15 protein-coding genes are annotated in these 19075 nt (G+C 69.3%); 7 read left to right on the forward strand and 8 right to left on the reverse strand.

The window, feature by feature from the left end:
* The first annotated feature begins 2 nt into the window (after positions 1-2).
* The 4 genes from HUN07_RS12925 to HUN07_RS12940 are packed head-to-tail and all read left to right on the forward strand — an operon-like array spanning position 3 to position 3050.
* On the forward strand, positions 3-848 hold the full coding sequence (locus HUN07_RS12925) for an undecaprenyl-diphosphate phosphatase (protein WP_174914681.1): 846 nt from the start codon (positions 3-5) through the stop codon (positions 846-848).
* A 36-nt stretch (positions 849-884) separates the two neighbouring features.
* On the forward strand, positions 885-1589 hold the full coding sequence (locus HUN07_RS12930; RefSeq protein WP_174910086.1) for a histidine phosphatase family protein: 705 nt from the start codon (positions 885-887) through the stop codon (positions 1587-1589).
* Between the two features lie 40 nt (positions 1590-1629).
* Positions 1630-2223 carry a DUF3090 domain-containing protein gene (locus HUN07_RS12935; protein ID WP_114723061.1) on the forward strand — a complete coding sequence of 198 codons (594 nt, stop codon included), beginning with the start codon at positions 1630-1632 and terminating at the stop codon, positions 2221-2223.
* 5 nt (positions 2224-2228) lie between these two features.
* Positions 2229-3050 carry an SCO1664 family protein gene (locus HUN07_RS12940; RefSeq protein ID WP_174910088.1) on the forward strand — a complete coding sequence of 274 codons (822 nt, stop codon included), beginning with the start codon at positions 2229-2231 and terminating at the stop codon, positions 3048-3050.
* Positions 3051-3090: 40 nt separating this feature from the next.
* Here HUN07_RS12940 and HUN07_RS12945 read toward each other — a convergent pair whose 3' ends face one another.
* Positions 3091-4254 carry a hemerythrin domain-containing protein gene (locus HUN07_RS12945; protein WP_174910090.1) on the reverse strand — a complete coding sequence of 388 codons (1164 nt, stop codon included), beginning with the start codon at positions 4252-4254 and terminating at the stop codon, positions 3091-3093.
* A 5-nt stretch (positions 4255-4259) separates the two neighbouring features.
* Positions 4260-4889: a TetR/AcrR family transcriptional regulator gene (locus tag HUN07_RS12950; protein WP_174910091.1), complete on the reverse strand. Its 630-nt coding sequence runs from the start codon at positions 4887-4889 to the stop codon at positions 4260-4262.
* Between the two features lie 98 nt (positions 4890-4987).
* On the opposite strand from HUN07_RS12950, the gene mshC reads away from it, so the two are divergent.
* Positions 4988-6229, forward strand: coding sequence for a cysteine--1-D-myo-inosityl 2-amino-2-deoxy-alpha-D-glucopyranoside ligase (gene mshC / locus HUN07_RS12955; RefSeq protein WP_174910093.1), 1242 nt, complete (start codon positions 4988-4990; stop codon positions 6227-6229).
* 6 nt (positions 6230-6235) lie between these two features.
* Here mshC and HUN07_RS12960 read toward each other — a convergent pair whose 3' ends face one another.
* Entirely contained in the window at positions 6236-7513 is a 1278-nt protein-coding gene (locus tag HUN07_RS12960) for an ATP-binding protein (protein ID WP_174910095.1), read from the reverse strand.
* A gap of 211 nt (positions 7514-7724) precedes the next feature.
* Here HUN07_RS12960 and HUN07_RS12965 point away from each other — a divergent pair, with 211 nt between their 5' ends.
* Complete coding sequence (locus HUN07_RS12965) at positions 7725-8291, forward strand: nucleoside deaminase (RefSeq protein WP_174910097.1); 567 nt, start codon at positions 7725-7727, stop codon at positions 8289-8291.
* A gap of 12 nt (positions 8292-8303) precedes the next feature.
* The gene (locus HUN07_RS12970) at positions 8304-9272 is read left to right on the forward strand and encodes an antibiotic biosynthesis monooxygenase (protein WP_174910099.1); all 969 of its coding nucleotides are present in this window, start codon (positions 8304-8306) and stop codon (positions 9270-9272) included.
* 12 nt (positions 9273-9284) lie between these two features.
* Here the strand turns inward: HUN07_RS12970 and HUN07_RS12975 are convergent, their stop codons facing one another.
* From HUN07_RS12975 to HUN07_RS12995, 5 genes are all read right to left on the reverse strand, one after another.
* Entirely contained in the window at positions 9285-10541 is a 1257-nt protein-coding gene (locus tag HUN07_RS12975; RefSeq protein ID WP_174910101.1) for an Nramp family divalent metal transporter, read from the reverse strand.
* Between the two features lie 191 nt (positions 10542-10732).
* Entirely contained in the window at positions 10733-11563 is an 831-nt protein-coding gene (locus HUN07_RS12980; protein WP_254622921.1) for a glycoside hydrolase family 19 protein, read from the reverse strand.
* Positions 11564-11953: 390 nt separating this feature from the next.
* Positions 11954-16126 carry a TIGR02680 family protein gene (locus HUN07_RS12985; protein WP_174910105.1) on the reverse strand — a complete coding sequence of 1391 codons (4173 nt, stop codon included), beginning with the start codon at positions 16124-16126 and terminating at the stop codon, positions 11954-11956.
* A 13-nt stretch (positions 16127-16139) separates the two neighbouring features.
* On the reverse strand, positions 16140-17555 hold the full coding sequence (locus tag HUN07_RS12990; protein ID WP_174910107.1) for a TIGR02678 family protein: 1416 nt from the start codon (positions 17553-17555) through the stop codon (positions 16140-16142).
* Entirely contained in the window at positions 17552-19000 is a 1449-nt protein-coding gene (locus tag HUN07_RS12995) for a TIGR02677 family protein (RefSeq protein WP_174914683.1), read from the reverse strand. The genes HUN07_RS12990 and HUN07_RS12995 overlap by 4 nt, the downstream gene beginning before the upstream one ends.
* Positions 19001-19075: the final 75 nt, after the last annotated feature.

The raw sequence follows: 19075 nt of genomic DNA on the forward strand, positions 1-19075 counted from the left end.
TGATCGGGGAGGCCATGACCTGGCTCCAGGCGATCGTTCTCGGCGCGGTGCAGGGGCTCACGGAGTTCCTGCCGATCTCGTCGTCGGGCCACCTGCGGATCGTCTCGGAGATCTTCTTCGGCACCGACGCCGGTGCGTCGTTCACCGCGGTCACACAGCTCGGCACCGAGGCCGCGGTTCTGTTGTACTTCGCCCGGGACATCGGCCGCATCGTGGCGGCCTGGTTCCGCGGACTGTTCCATGCAGAGCACCGCGGCGACCTCGACTACCGCATGGGCTGGTACGTCATCATCGGCACCATTCCCGTCGGTGTGCTCGGCTTCCTGTTCAAGGACCAGATCCGCACCGGCGCAAGGAACCTGTGGCTGATCGCGACGATGCTGATCGTCTTCGCGCTCGTGATCGCGGCCGCCGAGTACTACGGGCGCAAGACCCGGCCGATCGAGGACCTGCGCGCCCGGGACGGCATCATCATGGGTTCCGCACAGGCACTCGCGTTGATCCCCGGCGTCTCGCGCTCCGGCGGCACCATCAGCGCCGGCCTGTTCCTCGGCCTCACCCGTGAGGCCGCGGCTCGCTACTCGTTCCTGCTCGCGATCCCCGCGGTGGTCGCCTCCGGATTGTTCAGTCTCCCCGACGCATTCGAGCCGGAGGGGGAGGGGCTGATCGCGTCCGGGCCGCAGCTGCTGGTGGCGACGTTGATCGCGTTCGCCATCGGGTACGCCTCGATCGCCTGGCTGCTCCGCTTCGTCGTGAACCACTCGATGTACTGGTTCGTCGGCTACCGCATCGTGCTCGGTGTCGTCGTGCTGGCACTGCTCGCGACCGGCGTGGTCTCGGCGACGTGACCGGTGTCGGAGCGGGACGCCATTAGGCTGTAGCCCATGACGGTGATCCTGCTCCGACACGGACGTTCGACGGCGAACACCTCGCGCACCCTCGCCGGTCGTTCGCTGGGCGTCGCACTCGACGACGTCGGGGTCGAGCAGGCCAAGGGGCTCATCGACCGGCTGTCGGGTGTCGCGATCGCGGAGATCGTGCAGTCGCCGCTGCTGCGGTGCGAGCAGACCGTCGCCCCGCTCGCGATCGACCGGGGGCTGACGCCGCGGACCGACGAGCGACTGGCCGAGGTGGATTACGGACAGTGGACCGGCCGGAGCCTGAAGGACCTTGTCGAGGAACCCCTGTGGCGGGTGGTCCAGCAGCACGCGTCGGCCGCCGTCTTTCCCGGCGGTGAGGGGTTGGCGCAGGTCCAGGCCCGTGCGGTGGCCGCGGTGCGAGAACACGACCGGCGCCTGGCCGAGGAGAACGGCAGGGACGTCGTGTGGATCGCCTGCAGCCACGGCGACGTGATCAAGTCGGTGCTCGCCGACGCGGTGGGCAGCCACCTCGACGGATTCCAGCGCATCGTCACCGAGCCGGCATCGATCAGCATCGTGCGGTACACGGCGACCCGACCGTTCGTCCTGCGGATGAACGACACCGGGAGCGACCTCGCCGGCCTGAACGGCGCCGGCGGCGGGAAACACGACGCGCAGGAGTCGGTGCCCGGCGGTGAGGTCGGCAATGATCGGCCGCCGGGACAGTAGGGCGGATAATGAAGCGGTACGCAGAATTCGAGGAGGTGCAATGCCACGCGCGATACATGTTTTTCGCACCCCTGATCGATTTGTTGCGGGGACGGTCGGCGAACCCGGCGACCGGTCGTTCTATCTCCAGGCCGTGCACGACGCGCGGGTGGTGAGCGTGCTGCTCGAGAAGCAGCAGGTCCAGGTGCTCGCCGATCGGATGGGTCTCCTGCTCGAGGAGGTCCACCGGCGGTTCGGTACCGCGGTGCCGCCCGAGGCGGGCGAGCTCGGTGACCTCAGCCCGCTCCTGACACCGCTGGACGTCGAGTTCCGGGTCGGCACGATGGGCCTCGGCTGGGATGCCGAGGCGGAGTCCGTCGTCGTCGAACTGCTCGCGGTCAGCGAGACGGAGTTCGACGAATCGGTCGTCCTCGATGATGCGGAGGAGGGCCCCGACGCCGTGCGGGTGTTCCTCACCCCGATCCAGGCGCGCGAGTTCGCGTTGCGCTCCGAGCGCGTGGTCGCCGCGGGTCGTGCCCCGTGCCCGCTGTGTGGCGAGCCACTCACCGCGGACGGCCACGTCTGCATTCGCACCAACGGATACCGGCGGATTGCGGGATTCGATTCGTCCGTCGAGTTCGGAGAAGAGCTCTGACTGCGGTGTCGATCGACCCGTCGGATCCCGCGGCCCGCGAACTGCTCGCGGACGGTGAACTGACGCTGGTCGGTCGGATCGTCCACGCGAGTAACGCGACGCTGGTGTGTGAGGCGTCCACGAACGGCCGGTCGGTGCGCTGCGTGTACAAGCCGATCCGGGGTGAACGCCCGCTGTGGGACTTCCCGGACGGCACGCTCGCGGGCCGCGAGGTGGCGTCGTATCTGATCTCGGAGGAGCTGGGCTGGGGCGTGATCCCCCGCACGATCCTGCGCGACGGTCCGTTCGGCCCCGGCATGGTGCAGCAGTGGGTCGAGACCCCGGACCGTCACCCCGAGTCGGGCGGGCAGCTCGATCTGGTGGACATCTGCCCTCCCGAGGAGGTGCCGCCCGGCTTCTTCGAGGTGCTGCGTGCCCTCGACGTCCAGGGCACCGAGGTGGCGTTGATCCACGCCGACGATCCCCGGCTGCAGCGGATGGCGGTCCTCGACATCCTGCTCAACAACGCCGATCGCAAGGGCGGGCATGCACTCGAGGGGGTCGACGGGTCGGTGTACGGCGTCGACCACGGCATCTGCCTGCACGAGGAGAACAAGCTCCGCACGGTCCTGTGGGGCTGGGCGGGCTCGCCGATCGGGGACGACCTGATGGCCGACGTGGCCGGGTTCGCGGAGCGGCTCGAGGGCGAGGTGTTCCCGGCCGTCCTCGCCCGGCACATCACGGCCCGTGAGGTCGACGCTCTCCGCGACCGTGCGCGGGCGCTGGTCGCGGCACCGGTGATGCCACATCCCGTCGGATCCCGGCCCATTCCCTGGCCCGCGTTCTAGTCGTTCCAACGGTTCCGACGGTTCCAGCGGTATCCGACGCTCAGTTCGGGCCGATTCGCGACGCGTCCTCCCGATCGGCCAGTCGTGCCAGCCGAACCAGGTCACCTTGTAGTGCGTCACTGCGATCGTGGTGGGCAGGCACCGTCAGCGAAATCGTCCGGTCGAACCAGGTCGGCAGGTTGATGATTCGATAGGACTGCACGATCCGGGTTCCCGAATCCGTCGGCTCGAGCACGAACCGCCATTCGGTGTTGTCGCCGTAGATTCCGCCGTCTGTCACCCACACCATCTGGCGGGGAGCGTCGAGTTCGGTGAGGGTGCACGTTCGGCTCCATCGCACGAATCCGGCCTTGCTGCTGCCCCGGAACCGCGCGCCGACCGATGCGGCCGAAACCCCGTCGAGCCACCGTGCGGCGTGGCACTCGTGACTCCACTCGCGGACTCGGGTCACGTCGGCGAGCACGTTCCAGACCGCCTCCGGGGACGCCGAGGTCGTCACCTCGTGGCGGCCGCCGAGTGGTGACTTCAGTGGGGAGAACTCCGCCGATCGCCACCGTCGGAACGCCGCCCGCCGGTAGCGCTTGATCATCACGTGGAGCATCAGCCAGCGCGGGATCGCCGGCACGAGTTGCACGATGGCCCGCCGGTCGTCCGGCTCGGCGTCGTCCACGATGAACAACCCCTCGTCGAACAACTCGATCGGACCGAGCGGCTTGATGTTGAATTCCTCGTCCCACTCCCGCCACTCGGCCTCGGTGATCGTCGCCGACACGATCGGCATCATCTGACGCTCCTCACGCTCGAGGTGCGGCAGCAACAGCTCGCTCAGCCGGTCGATCGCTGCAACGGTGGCATCCTTTGCCTCCGCCGAATCACGGTATGCGCCGGCCACTTCCTCCACGCGCTGCATCGCCGGGACGATGGACCGGTGGTCGGCGTTCATCTCGTCGAGCAGGGGGTACGCCTTCTGGTTGCGCAGCCGGACGAGCGGGTACAGGTGGTTGTCCTCCGATTCGTGGTGGTGATGGAGGAATTTCATCATCCACAGCAGGTGGTCCGCGATCGCGATACGTTGCGCATCGAAGGGCGCGGGCCAGCTCGTGAGCGTGTCCCGCGCTCGGGCCAGATCACGCCGGAGAGCGGAGTGCACGATTCCCATGACACGGGTGTCAGCCGGTCCTTCGAGGTCTGTTCCGGCGTTCATGATGGCTACTCCTCAGAAAGGTCGAGCAGCCGGACGACGGTCTCGGCCACCCAGGTTTCGTAGTGCTGGTCGGACCATCCGGACCCCTCCGTGAGCCGGAGGTAGACCTCGTTGCTCAGCACCGCGGTCAGCCCGTCGATCTCGGTCGCTGTCACTGGTCTACGAGCCAACGCGGTGGCCAGGGCCTCCACCGAGTCACGGTGGTCGGCGTGGTTCTTCGCGAGGAGTTCGGCGAGTTCGGCGTCGTTGGACGCGCCATGAGCCAGAACGCGGTCGAGATGCGCGGTCCGTCGGAAGATCCAGGCCGTGAATCGGCCGGTCGCCGCGGCACGCTCGGCGAGACCGCCCTGGCCGATGGCGCGGAACTCGGCGCGGTCGAGTAGCGGCACCGGATCGTCGTCACCGACTACGGCGATGTCGAGCGCGACCTTCAGCAGTGCGCGTTTGTTGCCGACGCTGCTGTACACAGTCTCGATCGCGCACCCCGCCTCGGCCGCCACGTCGCGCATCGACGTACCGGACCACCCACGCTGGACGAACAGTCGTGTTGCCGCCGCGAGCACGGCATCGCGGGTTCGCCCGGCCATCTCCTGGCGTAACGGGGAGTCGTAGCGCCGGGGATTTGTCCTGTTCACACTCCCATCCTAGGACGAGCATATATTCATTACAACAGCATTCCAGCGATCTGCGGCGGCTGCGAGTACGGAAACACCGGTCCACTAGGCTCGTGCCCATGCAGTCTTGGTCCGATACCGCTGTCCCGTCCGTGCCCGGTCAGGGCCCGGCCCTCCGGCTCTACGACACCGCGGACCGGCAAGTCCGGCCGGTCACTCCCGGTCAGGTGGCGAAGATGTACGTGTGCGGCATCACGCCGTACGATGCGACCCACCTCGGGCACGCCGCGACCTATCTGACGTTCGACCTGGTGAACCGGATCTGGCGGGACGCCGGTCACGATGTGCACTACGTCCAGAACGTCACCGACGTCGACGACCCGCTGTTCGAGCGGGCCGCACGCGACGGCGAGGACTGGATCGTGCTCGGCATGCGGGAGACTGCGCTGTTCCGTGAGGACATGGAGGCGCTGCGGGTGCTGCCCCCGCGCGACTACATCGGCGCGGTGGAATCGATCAACGAGGTCGTGGAGCTGGTCGAGAAGTTCGTCGCATCCGGTGCGGCGTACATCGTCGACGACCCCGAGTACCCCGACGTGTACTTCCGGGCGGACGCCACCGCGCAGTTCGGGTACGAGTCCGGCTACGACCGCGCCACCATGGAACACTTCTTCGCCGAGCGTGGCGGCGACCCCGACCGCCCGGGCAAGCAGGATCCGCTGGATGCCCTGGTGTGGCGCGCGCAGCGCCCCGGCGAGCCGTCGTGGCCGTCGCCGTTCGGTCCAGGCCGTCCCGGCTGGCACATCGAGTGCGCCGCAATTGCGCTGAACCGCATCGGGTCCGGTTTCGACGTCCAGGGCGGCGGCAGCGACCTGATCTTCCCGCACCACGAGTTCTCGGCGGCCCACGCGGAATCCGCCACGGGCACGGAGCGTTTCGCGCGCCACTACGTGCACACGGGCATGATCGGGCTCGACGGCGAGAAGATGTCGAAGAGCCGCGGCAACCTGGTGTTCGTCTCGAAGCTGCGCGGTGAGGGTGTCGATCCGGCCGCGATCCGGCTCGGTCTGCTGTCGGGCCACTACCGGACCGACCGGGCGTGGACCGACCAGGTGCTCGCCGAGGCGCAGGCCCGGCTGGATTTGTGGCGCAAGGCCGCTGTGGTCGAGTCCGCACCCTCGGCGGAGGACACGATCGCCCGGGTGCGGCAGCATCTCGCGGACGACCTGGATACGCCCAAGGCGCTCGATGCGATCGACGGCTGGGCCCGCCGGGCACTCGATCACGGTGGACCGGACGAGTCCGCGCCGGCCGCACTCGCGGCGGCGGTCGACGCGCTGCTGGGCGTCGACCTGCGCTGAGCGCGGTCACAGCCGCGTGAATCGTTCCCGGTCCTCCTCGAACTCGGTGAGGATCTCGGTGGTCAGTGTCGGCCGGGTGTCGGCGATCGCCGCGAGGTAGTCCTCGGTGGTGGCCGGCCGGCCCGAGCGTTCGGACACCTCGCGTTCGAACGCGGCCTGCGAGCCCTTCCGGGAGGCGAACTCGATGTCGGCGGGGGTGAACAGTTCGCTGGCCTCGACCAGTCGGTCGAGGTCCACGTGGACAGCTGACGCGCCCAGGTAGCGCTGCCACACGGCGCGGCGTGCGGGCGCGTCGGGCGGTCCGACGGGGATGACGTAGTCGAATCGGCCGGGACGCAGGAACGCGGAGTCCAGTGAATGGACCGAGTTGGTCGCGCACACCATCAACCGACGCTCCGCTTCCCGGAATGCCGGGATCAGCTTGAGGAGTTCGTTGGTGACGCCGTGTGCCGGGCTGGTGGCGAGTCCGGTTCGGGCACTGGCGATCTCCTCGACCTCGTCGATGAACACCACGACCTCGTCGAGTTCGGCGAGGTCGGCGAACACCTCGCGTAGCGACGCCGCCAGGCCGCCCTCGGACGTCGCGGCCAGGCGGGAGGGGAACAGTTCCACGAACGGCCAGTCCAGCCGGGACGCGATGGCCTTGGCGAAGCTGGTCTTTCCGGTACCGGGCGGGCCGAAGAGGATGACCGCCTTCGGCGGCTGGACGCCGTACTGGTCTGCAAGGTCCGGGTTTTCGAGCGGCGAGACGATCCGCCGCTCGATGACCGCCTTGACGTCCTCCATTCCGGACATCGTCTGCCACAACCCGTTCGGCATCACCCGGCCACCCAGTTCGCTCAGCAGAGTCTTGTCCGGGCCGAGGGGCTCGAGCAGTTCGTAGTAGACCAGTCCGTCGCGGCGGAGGTACCCGGAGTGTTCGAACGCGGCGGACCCGGTCGCGGCCTCCGGAAGGACCGCCGAGATCCGATGGGCGCCGGCGCTGCGCAGCCGACGTTCCAGGTTGGCGAGCAGCGCGCTGCCGATGCCGCGGTTGCGCCAGCGGGATCCGAGCGCGACCAGCAGGATCCACGCGCGTTCGCCGTGGACCTGCGCGACAGCCATGCCGACGAGTTCGTCGCCGACGGCGGCCACCACGGCCGGTTGACCGGCACGTGCGGCCGCCATCACCTCGGCGAGGGTGAAGACGGGCTCGGGGGACCCGGGGGACCGGCTCTGGTCCCATACCTGAATCGCCTGATCCAGGTCGTCGTTCTGGAAGTCTCGCAATCGCCAGACCGGCATCTGCGCTCACCTCGGCTCGATCGGCAGCGGGTGTACCCAGTACACACCCGGAGCGCTGCGGTGTCAGGTCGTCGGCGGTCGCGAGGCGGTGCCGGGAACGGCGCATTTGGGCAGTTCGCGTCCCTGATCGGCGCCGAAGTCGTGTGGTGAGGCTCACCGGCTCGGTAAATTGTGGGAAGGGGTACTGCGACGCTCCGGAGGCGAAACGGCCATGACACCAGACGAACTCATGAACGAGGCATGCCGGCTCGCGATCGAGTCGGTGACGAACAACTGGGGTGGCCCCTTCGGCGCGGTGATCTCCCAGGACGGTGAGATCGTGGCGCGCGGTCAGAACCGGGTGCTGTTGACCGGTGACGTCACCGCGCACGGGGAGATCGAGGCGATCCGCAAGGCGGTCCTGGTGCTCAATGCCGAGGCTCCGAGCATCGCGGCCGAGCATCTCGACCAGTCGACGCTGAAACTGGTTCCGCGCCCCGAGGGCTCACCGGATCGTGTTCCCGAGCGCGCCCGGATGCTGATGGGGATGGAGATCTACACCAGCGGTGCTCCGTGCCCGATGTGCATGAGCGCGATCTACTGGTCCCGCCTGGACGCGATGTACTTCGCGAGCGACCTGGCCGCGACCACCGCCATCGGGTTCGACGATGCGTTCCAGTACGACGATTTCACCCGTCCGTACGGGGAGCGATCCATCAAGATGGAACAGGTGCGTCAGGATCTGGGGGCGGCCGCGTACGCGGTGTGGTCCGAGAAGTCCGACAAGCACCCCTACTGAGCCGTCACCGCGATGGTCGCCTCGGATGCCGGATCGCCACGTCGCGCCCCGGCGACCGTGGTGGTCACCCACGTGCTCCGGTCCGGCCGCGAGCCGGACTTTCGGCGCTGGCAGCACGAAGTCGACACGGCGGCAGCAGGATTCGACGGATTCCTCGGGACGGAGATCGCCCGGCCCGCGGACGGTGGGCACGAGTGGTCGGTCGTCTACCGGTTCGACTCGGTGGCCAATCTGCAACGTTGGCTGGGCAGCGAACACCGCCGCGACCTCGTCTCCCGCGCCGGCCCGCTGTTCGAGCGGGAGCCCACCCAACACGTGCTCGTCGACGACGAGGCTCGGGAGACGGTGACCGTCGTCGTGGCACATCCGCCGGTGCCCGGTCGAGAGCAGGAGTTCCTGTCGTGGCAGCGGCGAATCACCGAGGCCGAGAAGCGCTTCCCGGGGTTCCGGGGCTCCGAACTGCATGCGCCGATCCCGGGTGTCCAGGACGAATGGACGATCCTGTTCACGTTCGACTCGCAGACCGACCTGGACCGTTGGCTCGGGTCGCCGGAGCGGGCCACGCTGCTCGCGGAGGGGCGAGAGTTCCGGGACTTCAGCCTGCGACCCATTCCGAACCCGTACGGGTCGTGGTTCCCGTCTCCCGGTGGCGCAGTCGCGCCCGTGCCGTCCTGGAAGACCGCGATGTCGGTGCTCGTCGGTCTCTATCCGCTGGTCGTGGTGCTGACGATCACGATCGACGAGGTGTGGCCCGCGGCGCCGCTGTGGTTGAGCCTGCTGATCGGCAACATCGCGTCGGTGGGCCTGCTCACGTGGGTCGTGATGCCGATCGTCACGCGCGCGCTGCACTTCTGGCTCGAACCCGGCGACCACACCGACCGGCGGATCGACACTCTCGGCCTCGTGGTGTCGGTGGCTTTCCTCACCCTCGCGGCCGCGGTGTTCTGGCTCCTGACGACGGTGGTGTGGACGCTGCCGTGAGCGGCCCGCGGCCTAGCCGGATCCGGTGACGGTGAGCCACAGCAGGGCCACGTTGAGGGCGATGATCAGACCCGCGGACACCCAGGCGAGCGCGGTCGTCGCCGACGCGTTGCGCTCGGGCCCCATGAGTTCGGGATCCGACGTCATCCGCACCAGGGGCACCAGCGCGAACGGGATGCACAGGCTCAGCACGACTTGACTGATGACGAGTGCATACGTGGGATCGACCCCGATCCCGAGCACGATCAGTGCGGGGATGAGCGTCACGACCCGGCGGGTGAGGACGGGGATCCGCACGTGCAGCAGTCCGTGCATGATCTCGGATCCGGCAGCGCACCCCACCGAGGTCGAGGCCAGACCGGAGGCGAGCAGTCCGATCGCGAACACCACCGCGACACCGGGGCCCAGCGCCGCCTGGATCGCGGCGTGAGCACCCTCGATGCTGTCGGTGCCGGGGACGCCGCGCAGGGCGGACGCGGCGAGCAGCAGCATGCCGATGTTGACGCCGCCCGCGATGATGAGGGCGCCGGAGACATCCCAGCGGGTCACACGCAGCAGTCGACGCAGACGGGGCCCGTGTCCGGCGGCGCCGTGGCGATCTCGGGCCAGCGCGGAGTGCAGGTAAATGGCGTGCGGCATGACCGTCGCACCGAGCATGCTCGCCGCGAGGAGGACGGTCTCGGCGCCCTCGAATCGGGGGACGAGTCCGGCGACGGCCTCCTTGCCCGACACATCGGTGAACGCGAGGCCCGTGAGGAACCCTATCGTGATGATCGCGAGCAGGCCCATGACCACGAATTCGAACGTGCGTTGTCCACGGCGGGACTGGATCGACAGGATGACCATCGAGACCACGCCGGTGACGAGACCGCCGACGAACAGGGGCAGGCCGAACAGGAGATGAAGGGCGATGGCGCCGCCGATGACCTCGGCGAGGTCGGTGGCCGCCGCCATCACCTCGGCCTGCAGCCAGAAGGCCCGGCGGTTGCCCTTGCGGAGGCGCTGGCCCAGCATCTCGGGCAGCGACCGTCCGGTCACCAGGCCCAGCTTCGCCGACAGGTACTGGATCAGCACGGCCATGGCGTTCGCGAGGACCAGCACCCAGATCAGCAGGTAGCCGTACTTCGCGCCCGCGGTGAGGTTCGCCGCGACGTTGCCGGGGTCGACGTAGGCGATGGCGGCGACGAACGCCGGCCCGAGCAGGGCGGCGGAGCGGAGACCGCCGCCCTTGCGTCGCCGTGCGGCGGATGCGTCGGTCTCGGTGCTCACTGGACTCCGCTCGCTGAATTCTCCGGGGCATTCCGCGAGCACCGACCACGGCGGTTCGCGTATACGCACTATAGAGTTCGGTTGACCGAACTTTCAAGCGAGGGTGTTACCCACCCGGGGGCGGAGCGCCTACTCACGGAACGAACGAAGCCCCCGTTCGTAGTCGGAAGAGGGCTTCGTTCATGGGTGGGTCAGTGGAGGACGGCGAGTCCCCGCATGAAGCTGTCGATGCGCTGCGGCAGGCCGTGGGTTCCGCCGTTGACGACCCGCGAGACCTGCTCGATGCCGGCGGTGTCCGCCGTGGCGTTGAGGTTGCGGGACTGCCAGTACCACGCGGCGGTCTCGAACGCGTTCTCCGGCGTTGCCATCAACTCGGGGTGTGCGACGAAGTCGATGCCGAGGTAGTCGCTGACGCTCTGGTAGTTGTGCCGGCCGGTCACCTGGATCGCGCCGCGACCCTTGTACCGCTCGCCGTCGCCGGGCGCGAAGTTGCCCAGGTCTGCACGGCCCTCGTAGGCGCGGCCCGAGGCGTACTCCTCGAACGTACGGAAGGAGTCGGACTCGACGACGAGCTGGGCAATGAAGGCGGACTTGCGGACGGGGGTGTCGATCCCCGCCTTGGCGAGCGCCTCGTTGAGCGGCGCGACGTACTGTGCGAGCTGGTCGGGCGCCACCTGCGGAACGATGCTCACGAGCTCGTCGAGGGTGACCGATGCGGGGCTGGGTGGCGCCGGTGCGACCGGGGGGGCGACCGGCGCGGCCGCCGGTGCAGGCGGCGCGGCCGGATCGGCCGACCCGAGGGCCGGCATGACACGGGCCTGGGCGACGGGGGCCGCCGCGGAGGTCGATTCGGGAAGGTCGAGCGCCTTCCGCAGGTTGGTCGTGTCGAGGAACTGCACCGCTGCGGCCGGTGTCGGCAGGGTCTCTGCTGAGCTGGATGCGATTGGTCCGATCGCGAGGTTGCCGACACACAGTCCGGCGACGGTCGCGGTGGCGAGACCGGCGATGCGGACTCGTGACATAAGGCTACGTGGGGTGGACGTCGTCTGGTCGGGCGTGCTTTCGGAAGTGCATTCAGGGGAGGTGTGCAAGGCTCTGCTCCGGCTTGGGGCTGCAACGGGGCAGCCACGTCGGGCGTGAGCACCGGTAGAATCGGCAGTGGTCTACGAGATCGAGACCGAAGATCACTCGGTGGTCACGGCAATGTCACAACCAGATAACAGGCCGTTACACGGAATGTTCAAGTCATAGAGGCGAGGGTCACTCTGGGCTCGGGTTGTGGCGCAGATCACAAAACGATCGGCGTGTCGGTACGGGACATGCCGATAATTCGCTGGTAAAGGGTTCATTCGACGATGACGGCCACCGGTCGGATTCGTCTTCTCCCCGCCCGGTGAGCCGCATTCGCCCGACTAGACCTCGGCGAATTCGAGGCCGCCCTCCGCGGTGGCCGGGACGCGTCGCCGCATCGGTGACCCCAGTGCCCGGGCCAGATCACTGCCGTCGTGCTCGGCCAGCAGTTCGCCGCCGGACCACACCAGCAGCGCGGCGCTGACGCTCTGCTCGGCGGTCGAGTGCGCCAGGTCGTAGTGTGCGCACCCCGGCACACCGCCGTAGGTGATCCACAGGTCGTATCCGGTCATGAACAGGTCCAGGTCGAACTGGACGCTCAGCCCCAGCAGTTCGCTGCGGCCGTTGTCGTCGACACCGGCGAACGCCTCGTCCAGGCCGAGCAGGCGCGGTGAGTGCGGATCGGCCGACGAGAGCATCACGTGTGCCGCGGCGAACAGCGGCAGGTGCAGCGACACCGACTGTTCACCGCCGGACAGTGCGCTGTGCCGGGCGACGGTGAGGCGGTCCTCGCTGCCGTCGCCGCCGATCAGTGTGAAGGAGAACACCCGCCACCGTCGGTAGTCGAGCGCGGCGGCGAGGATCTCCGGGTACGACCGCTCGGGATGGGCGGCGCGGGCGATCCGCACCTGAGCCGCGAAGTGCGCCCGGACGGTCGCCAGTTCGTCGGCGCTCAGGGCCGACGGGGCCCGGTCGAGGAGCTTGGACACGGCTCGCGAGCTGTCGTCGAGGTTGTCGGCGAGGACCCAGTGCACGCCGATCGTGCTGCCCGACGACATGCGCCGCTCGCGCATCTCCGCGCCCATCTGGGCGATCAGGTCGCGGGCGTCGGCGGTGCGCTCGTGGATCTGCTGTGCCAGTCCGGTGAGCAGAGCGTCCTCGAGGATGCGGCGCTCGGAGTCCGTGAGCAGTACCTCCTGGTCCTGGCGGGCCGCGGCGATCCGGGTCGCGAACTCGCCGATCGACGAGTAGCCCTGGTCGTCCTGCACGCGGACCACTGTCAGACCGTCCGGTGCGTCCCACTGCAGGCGATAGTCCTGTCCGGCCGCCGCGAGCTGGGCGTCGAAGTCCTGCAGCGCCGCGGTGAGCGCCGAGCGGGTGGCCTTCTTGGCGTTCTCGCTGGTCTTCACCGAGGCGGTCGCCGCATCCATCGCGCGGTACAGCGCGTCCACCTCGGGCGGCAGGATCGGCGATTCCACGTCGCCCTCCGTCGCGATCCGGTACACCAGCTGGTCGGCTGTGAGCCACGCGGCACTGCTCTGGGGCCACGAGTGCGAGCCCTCGACGCCGAGAAGATCGAGTAGATCGCGTCGCGCATAGGGTGCGAGGCGGTCGACATCGGTGCGCGTCTCGGTCAGCGCGCTGCGCAGCGCCTCGATTGCGGCGCTGTGGGCGCCCTCGGCCTTGCCGATCTGCTCGACGGCCGCGTCGTAGGCCTTGCGTGCGGATCGCTGCTCGGTCTTGCAGACCTCGATCCGGGCGCGAACCTGCTCGAGGTCGGCATCGATCTGCTCGGCGCTCGAGCCCAGGGCCTCCCGGAGCGTCTCGAGACGCGAGATCTGCTGCGCGTAGTTTTCCTCCGCGACTGCAGCCTCCTCGACGAACTCCTCGGTGTTACCGCGGGCCTCCTCGAGCCGGTCGACGGCCTCCCGGTGGAGTTCGAGTTCCTTCTCCTGCTCGCGACGGCAGCGCAGCAGCTGCTCGCCCCGACTCTCGAAGTGCCGGATCGAGGCCGCCACGGCGTCGATGTCGCGCGCCTGGTGCGACATGCGATGTGCGACGGCGACCGCGCGGAGCTCCTTGTCCTTGGCGGTATGGTCCGCGATCGCATGATCGAGTTCCTCGCCGGCGCTCGCGGTGGACTCGGACCGGCTGCGGAGCGCGCCGGCGGCTTCGGTGAGCTTCTTGATCGCGGCGAGGACCCCGGACGTGCGGGGAAGCGACTTCCCGGCGGTCGAGATCCGGTCGAGCAGCGCGGTCGTCTCGGACTCCTCGGCGTGGGCGGTGTCGCGCCGCGCCTCGGTTTCGGTGATTTCCTGTGCGATCTCCTCGATCCGCTGTGCTCGGCGCCGCTTCCGTGCGGTCGTGCCGATGTACTCGGCGTCCGCCTTGACGTGGCGGCCGCGTTGCACGCCCTGCCAGAACCGGCCGTCCACCCCTACTCCGACGGCGCCGGCGCTCGCGGCGCCGGCGCCGTCGAGCGCGATGGACTCGATGATCGCCTGCACCACCTCCTCCGGGACTCCGGCATCGGGTTCCACCTCGAGGACGTCGGCCAGGGTCGGGCCCTGCGGCCGCAGGGCCTCGGACAGTGGCACCAGGAACTGCTCGGATTCGGCGTCCGGCTGCGCACTGTCTCCGGCCGACACCCAGCCGTCGAGCAGGTTCGCGGCGGCCAGCGCGGATTCGACGCCCGCGGCCACCGCGGGCTCGACGCCGTCCGCGAAGCGCACCAGCCGCCACAGCGGGGCCCCGGACAGCTCGCTCCGATCGCCGGTACGGAACGCGAATCGCGCAGGGGCATCGTCCTTCTCGGCCGCGACGCGATCGCGGTCGGCGCGCAGCGCGGCGATCCGTTCGGTGGCCGCGGCCTGCTCGGTCACGGCGTGCCGCCGCCGCGCGCGCTGGTCGTCGAGGGCGGACTGCGTCCGCTCGTGCAGCACCGTGGTGAGGCTGGGGGAGTCGTCCTCGCCGGCCAGCGACAGCGCGGTGTCCAGCGCGGAGAACACGTCGGCGGTCACCCCGATCGAGGCGTACTCCGCCGAATGCTCGGTCCACCAGGCCCGCAGCGCGGCGGCGCAATCGGCCCGCGCCAACGCGACCGTGGCCTCGGCCTCGGCGACCGCCGCCTGCGCCGCCTCGAGCAGTTCGCGGCCCTTGTCGGCGGCGCGATCGGCCCGCGCTCGTTCGGTGCCGGCCTTGTCGACCGTGGCGAGCGCCGCCCGGACCGCGCGGACGTCGCCATCGCGTTCCTCGGCGTGTCCACGGACCGCGGTGGTGATCTGGTCCGACCGCGCCCCGTCGGGCAGCGGGCTCCAGACGATGCCGGCCTGCTCGGCGGCCTCGGCCAGCTGCTCCTCGGCGCGCACCAGCTCGGCAGTCGCCCGCTTCACCGAATCCGATGCCCGCGTGGCCTCGTCCGTGCGCTGCTCGAGCGTCGCCTGCGCCCGGCGTGCCTTGTCGGCCTGCTGCTCGGTGGACAACTTGAGCTGTGCGACGGCGGCAGCCAGGTCGTCGAGCTGCTGCTTGCCCTCGTAGGCCCCGGACCGCTGCAGCGTCTCGAGGTCGGCGCGGCCCTGTTCGAGGGCGCGCTCGGCGGCGGTGAACCGACCCTCGGCGAGCAGCCGCTCCTCCTGCCGGGACGTCTGCAGTGCGACGGCCTCGTCCAGCACGGTCTTCGCTCGTTCCACCGACTCGATGCGCCGGGAGACCTGTTCGACGTCGGTACGGGCCTGCTGGCTCAGGTACTTCGAGTACACCGTCACGAAGCTGTGCGCGGCCTGGTCGGCGGCGGCGAGACCCTCGAGCGCGCGACTCACCTCCTCCATGTCGCTGAAGGAACGCGCCGCCTCGAGCACCAGCTGCTCGTCGAGGGGGCGCAGGCCGTCGGTGAGGGCCTGCGACAGCCCCTTCGGGTCGAGGTTCTTGGCCAGCTGCGGGCGGCGCAGGGTCAGGATGAGGTTGATGAGCTGGTCGTAGCGTTCGGTGCCCAGCCCGAACAGCCGGGCGTCGATGGCGGCTCGGTAGTCGACAGGACGGTCGGTGATGGCGTCGCTGCCGAGCTGCTCCGCGAGCTGCTTCTTGGTCAGCGGCCGGTCGTCGCTACCGAGGAGGGAGAAGTCGACGCCGACGCGGCCTTCCGCGACGAAGTACCAGCGGGTGACCTTGTCGTTCTGGCGGCTCGCGCGCATTCCGATTCCGACCGTGACGGCCTCCGGGTCGTCCTGCGAGCCGCGCGCGAACTCCATCCACACGTACGAATGCGCCGAATCCTGGCCTCGATACAGCAGGTTCGACTTCATCGTGCGTTCCTCACCCGCGAACGGGTTCAGGCGGCGCGGCTCGATGCGGCCGTCGAAGACGAACGGGAACAGCACCTCGAGCGCCTTGGTCTTGCCCGAACCGTTGGGTCCACGCAGGACGAGACGCCCGTCCGCGAACGAGAACTCCTGGTCGCGGTAGTCCCACAGGTTGACGATCCCGGCGCGGGTCGGCTTGAAGCGCGCGTGTGCCATGCGAAAGATGCCTCTACTTCTCTACGGGTGCGTTCTCGTGGGATTCGCTGGGAACGGGTTCGTCGAACAGCTCGGACTGGGCGGTGCGGTCCCGGATGTTGACCACGACGCCGCGGAACCGCGCGATCGTCGGCAGCACCAGGACACCACCGTCGACCACCCGGATCAACTGCAGGCGATGGAGCAGTGCGATCGCATTGCGCTTCAATCCTTGCCGGTCGGCCTGCCACTGCGCCGCGAAGGTGCGCCCGAAGCGCAGCACCAACTCGTCGACGGCCGCCGCGATCCAGGCGTCGTCCAGCATCGAGTACAACGCCGGCTCGGGTCGATCGCCTTCGTCGGTGTCGTCGTCGTGGTCGGCAGGATCGATGTGCTCGGCGAGCTCCTCGAAGATTCCCGCGCTCGGAATGGCCGCGTCGAGTCGGGCGATCACCTCGCGCTGGTTCGACTCGGGCAGCGGGCGGCGCGGGAGACCGGGCGCGTCGAGGTCGAGGACCCGATCGGCCATCTCGCCGGCGAGCAGCAGCGCGACCTGGGAGACGGTGCCGGTGCTCGGGAACCGGATGTCGGACATGCGGCCCGACGGGTCGATCATCGCGATCCCCTCGGCCCGGCGTTCGGCGACCAGTCCGGTCAGCTCCTCGACATCGGCGGCGGTGCGGGGCAGCGCGAGCTGCAGTCGCTCGTCGTCGGTCAGTTCGTCCGCGTACACCACCGGCCGCTCGACGAGGGCCCGTCGCATCCGCCGTGCGGTCTCGCGGGGATCTCCGGTGCGCAGGCCGATCAGGTCGTCGTCCTGCGGTGCCTTCTCACCCGAGAGCAACGTCCGGACCGAGGTCAGGTGCTGGAGTGCGCGGGGCGGACGGAACAAGGCGACGACGACCGACCGGTCGATGTCGTAGAGAGCCTCGCCCGCATCGGGATTGGACGCCCAGCCGCCGGCGTCGCCGTCGGCGAGGACGATCGCGCCGCGGGCCGCGAGCCAGCCGACGGCATCGACGAACGCGTCGCGGTCGGCGGCCCGGTCGGTGGACAGCGTCACGCCGGGCACCTGCGCGGCCTCGGCGGCGACGTGGTCGGCCAACTCCGACAGGGTGATCTGGTTGCCGGCCCGGCCGAGCGCCGCGAGCGCCAAGGCGAGGTAGGCGTAGCGGTGCCGGTCGAACGTCCGGTCGTTGGCGGTGCGTGCCGGGATTCCCGATTCGAGTCGGTCCGCGACGGTGAACAGGCGGGCGGTGGTCTCGGTGACCTCGAGCCGATATCCGAACAGGTCGAGCAGGTCGTCGCGCAGTTCGGTGGCCCACCGCCGCAGCAGCGGCAGCGCGAGTCGGTCGGGATACGTCTGCGTCACCAGGTGATTCGACAGGATCACCCGGGCGGCCCGCTGGTACGAGTCGAGGTCCAGCGGCGAGACGGAACGAGACCTCACTGCACGCTCACCTGCAGTCCGTCGAGATGCAGCCGGCCACGGACGGTCTGCACCACCGTCGTCTCGCCGTGTGGGCGCAGCGTGAGCCGGACACCGTTCTCCGACCCCGTCGAGCTGGGCACGGTGCCACTGACCGGCACTCGCGCGGTGAGCGCGGCATTGAGCAGGCTCAGAAGCACGTCGGTCTCGTCGGCGTCGAGGACCCGGTCGTAGGCTCCGGACGCGGCCAGCGACGACGCCGCGACGGCGCGGGCACGCTGAGCTGCCAACTGTTCCTCGCGAAGTCGTCGGATGCTGCCCTCGTTGCGCTGGACCCGCGACGGCATGCCCGGCTGCGCGGCGCGACCGGTCTCGGCGAGCGTGCGCGAGATCTCGACGGGCGTCGCGTCCCACCACGACCGCGAGTCGGGAATGATGTCGGCATCCGGGTGCACCATCGACAGGTGCCGCGGGCGTCCGAGGTCGAAGACGAGCTGGAACAGGGCGTGCGCCGAATCCTCGTCGGGAGTGGCAGCGAACCACCCGGCGAGGTGCCGCAGCTGACTCTCGCGGCTCACGCCGCCCCGCCGGGTCTCCGTGACCCGGCGCAACAGCGACAACACTGCGGCGATCGCGCTCATCGTCCCCTCCCGCAGACGATCCGACTCGCTGGGACCCGACACCCCGACGAACCACTGGGCCAGGCCCGACCAGCGTGCGTTCCAATCGGATTCGCGTTCCTCGCGGGAGAGGAAGACGCGATCGTCGCTGGCCGCCGCTCGCGCGATGAGGGACGCGATGCCGGTGGCCTCGACCGCCTCGATGGCCGCGCGCAGCTTCGGTGCGTACCGTGCCAGGTCGGAGCTGAACTCGCGCATGTGGCTCAACAGGGCGTCCTTGTGTGCCAGGAACGCCTCGGGCGTGATCTCGGTGGTGCGCACCAGGTCGCCGAGCATGAGATAGAACTGCGCCGCCCGCGCCGCCATGTCGGTGAGCGTGGAGTCCAGCCGGGCGAGCTTGCGGTAGATGAGATCCCCGTCGCCGCGACGGTTGGCTTCGGCGAGCTCCTCGAGATCGGCGAGCAGATCCGGCAGTGCCAGTCGAGACAGCGTCGCATCCTCGAGCCGGGCACCGAGCAGATCCTCGACGGCGCGGAAGGCCAAGTAGCCGGCCTGACTGAACTGGTACACGAAATGACGGTTCCGGTACTCCGCGAGAGTTGAGGCGCGACTGCCGTCGTAGCTGCGTTCGAGCACGCCCCACGTGTGCAATTGCTCCAGCAGCGGGGTGATCTCGGTGGATGTCAGCGCTGCGGCCGGGTCGTCGCCGGAGATCCGACCCAGGATCTCCGCGACCTCACCGGCGTGCAACAGGACGACGTAGTTGGCACGCGCGTGGTCGAAGGCGCGGAGCACCCACAGGTACTCGGCGCGTTTCTCCGCGGTCGTGAAGGAGAACAGCCGCAGCCGGTCCTCGCGCACGGCGAAATCACCGCCGGAGGACGTGCGAGGGTCACCTGAATCGCTCACCGTGACAGCCTA

It is taken from the genome of Rhodococcus sp. W8901, assembly GCF_013348805.1.
In the GTDB taxonomy this organism is placed as follows: domain Bacteria; phylum Actinomycetota; class Actinomycetes; order Mycobacteriales; family Mycobacteriaceae; genus Prescottella.

What these genes read in the sequence shown, in the direction of transcription:
- HUN07_RS12930 (WP_174910086.1), top strand. Translation starts at nt 885, where the DNA reads ATGACGGTGATCCTGCTCCGACACGGACGTTCGACGGCGAACACCTCG.
- HUN07_RS12935 (WP_114723061.1), top strand. Translation starts at nt 1,630, where the DNA reads ATGCCACGCGCGATACATGTTTTTCGCACCCCTGATCGATTTGTTGCG.
- HUN07_RS12945 (WP_174910090.1), bottom strand. Translation starts at nt 4,254, where the DNA reads ATGAACGCCGGAACAGACCTCGAAGGACCGGCTGACACCCGTGTCATG.
- mshC (WP_174910093.1), top strand. Translation starts at nt 4,988, where the DNA reads ATGCAGTCTTGGTCCGATACCGCTGTCCCGTCCGTGCCCGGTCAGGGC.
- HUN07_RS12960 (WP_174910095.1), bottom strand. Translation starts at nt 7,513, where the DNA reads ATGCCGGTCTGGCGATTGCGAGACTTCCAGAACGACGACCTGGATCAG.
- HUN07_RS12965 (WP_174910097.1), top strand. Translation starts at nt 7,725, where the DNA reads ATGACACCAGACGAACTCATGAACGAGGCATGCCGGCTCGCGATCGAG.
- HUN07_RS12970 (WP_174910099.1), top strand. Translation starts at nt 8,304, where the DNA reads ATGGTCGCCTCGGATGCCGGATCGCCACGTCGCGCCCCGGCGACCGTG.
- HUN07_RS12980 (WP_254622921.1), bottom strand. Translation starts at nt 11,563, where the DNA reads ATGTCACGAGTCCGCATCGCCGGTCTCGCCACCGCGACCGTCGCCGGA.
- HUN07_RS12985 (WP_174910105.1), bottom strand. Translation starts at nt 16,126, where the DNA reads ATGGCACACGCGCGCTTCAAGCCGACCCGCGCCGGGATCGTCAACCTG.